The organism is Bacillus sp. AFS001701 (assembly GCF_002559405.1).
Lineage (GTDB): Bacteria > Bacillota > Bacilli > Bacillales > Bacillaceae_G > Gottfriedia.
In genome coordinates this window covers 1-2,604 of sequence record NZ_NTZO01000534.1, presented here as the reverse complement: position 1 = coordinate 2,604, position 2,604 = coordinate 1, and the positions used below count along the sequence as shown (strand labels likewise).

Genomic DNA, 2,604 nt, shown 5'->3' with positions numbered 1-2,604 from the left:
AACTAAACTGCCAGTTAGTTGAATAAGGAATTTATAATTTAAAGCAAAATATTTTAAATAGAAGAAGAAGCTAGAGTGGATAAATAGTACTTATTATTAATAAAACCAATAATATAGAGATAATTGCAATTGTAATTTTTTTCATTACTTCCTACCCCCAAGTAGTAATAGCTTTCAGTTATAAACCCTCACATAATCACTTCAACAATATAAGAACTACTTTATGCTTATTGAACATAGCGCCATAATCTCATAGAAAAAACGGGTTTTATTGTCTTCTAAAACTTCAAAAAATACTCAATTAAAACCCAAATCTTTAAATTTAAGAAAAAGGCGATTTTTCGATTCATACTGAAACGAAAAATCGCCTTTTTAGTTAAACATTCAAGTTAAGGGTAAAAAACGAAAGTTTTCAGTGCCCTCTCAATAGAATGCAGTTTTCTATTTATTAAACTGTATAACGCTCTTCAGCTAATACTCCTGCAGCAATTTCACGTTTTTTCCAAATTACATTAATTGGCGTATGATTAGTGAATTTACGTAATGCAGTAGTCATCGTTCTTAATGAATCACCAGACTCTACTGCAACTAGTGTTTCTTTTGCATGAGCTTCGATTTCGTTAAATGCTTCTTGGCAGAATACTTGAGTATAAAGTAGTTTTTGGTTTGATTTTGCTTCTCCTACTTTGTTAATTGCTTTTTCTGTACGAAGAATTGTTGATTCCATTGCATAAATATTGCTAACGATATCTGCAAAATTAACTAAGATTTCTTGTTCTTTGTCTAATGATTTGCCGAATTTTTGAACAGCTAATCCAGCAATCATGATACCGATTTTTTTCGCATTTCTTAATAGATGTTTTTCTTGCTCTAATGGAGCATTTCCAACTTCAGAAGGCATTAACATCAATAGCTCTTCTTGAATCGCTTGAACTTTTTGAAGTAATGGTAATTCACCTTTTAATGCTTTACGTAAGAATGTTGCTGGTACGATTAATCGGTTAATTTCATTTGTTCCTTCAAAGATTCGATTTATACGAGAATCACGGTAAATACGCTCTATTTCATATTCAGCCATGAAACCATAACCACCATGAATTTGTACGCCTTCGTCTGCAACATAGTCTAATACTTCAGAACAGAAGAATTTATTTAATGAACACTCAATTGCATATTCGGAAACTGCTTCTTCAACAGCTTTAGGATCTTTCGCTTGTTCTTCTGTTAATTGACTGAAACGATCTTCAAATAGTCCTACAGTACGATAAACTGAACTTTCACTCGCATAAATCTTAGTAGCCATATTCGCTAATTTCTCTTGAATTAAGCTGAATTTTGCGATTGGCGTTTTGAATTGTTGACGTTGATTTGCATATGTTGCTGATAATTCTAATGTACGTTTTGAAGATCCAACAGATCCAGCTGCTAACTTGTATCGACCAATGTTTAAAATATTAAATGCAATTACATGTCCTTTACCTACTTCGCCTAAAAGGTTTTCAACTGGAACACGAACATCCTCTAAAATTAAGGTACGAGTGGAAGATGATTTAATACCCATTTTCTTCTCTTCAGGACCAGTAGATACACCTTTGAGATTTCTTTCAACGATGAAAGTTGAGAAATGCTCTCCATCAATTTTTGTGTAAACAACGAAAACATCTGCAAATCCAGCGTTTGTAATCCATTGTTTTTCGCCATTTAAGATGTAATGAGTACCTTCTGCATTTAATATTGCAGTTGTTTTTGCTCCTAAGGCATCAGAACCTGAACCTGGCTCAGTTAATGCATAAGCTGCTATTTTTTCACCAGTTGCTAAGTCTGGTAAATAACGTTTCTTTTGATTTTCATTTCCGAATAATACGATTGGAAGTGAACCAATTCCTACGTGAGCTGTGTGAGAAGCTGCGAATCCACCAGCTAATGTGAATTTTTCTGTAATTAAAGCTGAGCTAATTTTATCTAAAGCAACTCCACCATACTCTTCAGGCACATCTGCTGCTAATAAGCCAATTTCACCTGCTTGTTTAAATAAACGAACCGAGCGTTCAAACTCGTGATGCTCTAAATATTCTAATTCTGGCAAAACTTTGTTAACAATAAACTCTTCTGTAGTCTTTGCAATTAATTTATGCTCATCAGTATAATCTTCTGGAGTAAATACTTTATCAAATGTAATTTCATCTGTTAAAAAGCTTCCGCCTTTAATTATGTTACCAATTGTTTTTTCCATTATGGTTCCTCCAAATTAGTTTCCAAATTATTGAGAATGAATCTAGTATCTAAACTAAGATACTTTCAATCAATTTCGTTCTTCCTATTAAACTAATTCAAATACGCCAGCACATCCATACCGCCATTGATACACATTGTTAAAACACCAAACTGTTCGCCACCGCGCTTCATTTTATGAAATAAAGATAGTGTTAGCTTTGCCCCAGTGCTTCCAAGTGGATGAATAGCACCACAATTTACATTTACTTTATCCTCATCTAACCCCAAGTGACGAATAACTTGTATTGATTGAGAAGCAAATGCTTCATTTAACTTAAATAAAACAATATCTGATAGGAGCGTGTCACTTCACTTTTCTATTTCACATTA

General features: G+C 33.2%; 1 protein-coding gene and 1 pseudogene. Both read right to left on the bottom strand.

The window, feature by feature from the left end; translation table 11 throughout:
• Positions 1-448: 448 nt before the first annotated feature.
• A complete protein-coding gene (locus CN514_RS22250; RefSeq protein WP_098234445.1) occupies positions 449-2,233 on the bottom strand; it encodes an acyl-CoA dehydrogenase family protein in 1,785 nt (594 codons plus the stop codon).
• Between the two features lie 87 nt (positions 2,234-2,320).
• Positions 2,321-2,571, bottom strand: a pseudogene (locus CN514_RS22245) (acetyl-CoA C-acyltransferase); the annotation flags it as partial.
• Positions 2,572-2,604: the final 33 nt, after the last annotated feature.

What these genes read in the sequence shown, in the direction of transcription:
- CN514_RS22250 (WP_098234445.1), bottom strand. Translation starts at nt 2,233, where the DNA reads ATGGAAAAAACAATTGGTAACATAATTAAAGGCGGAAGCTTTTTAACA.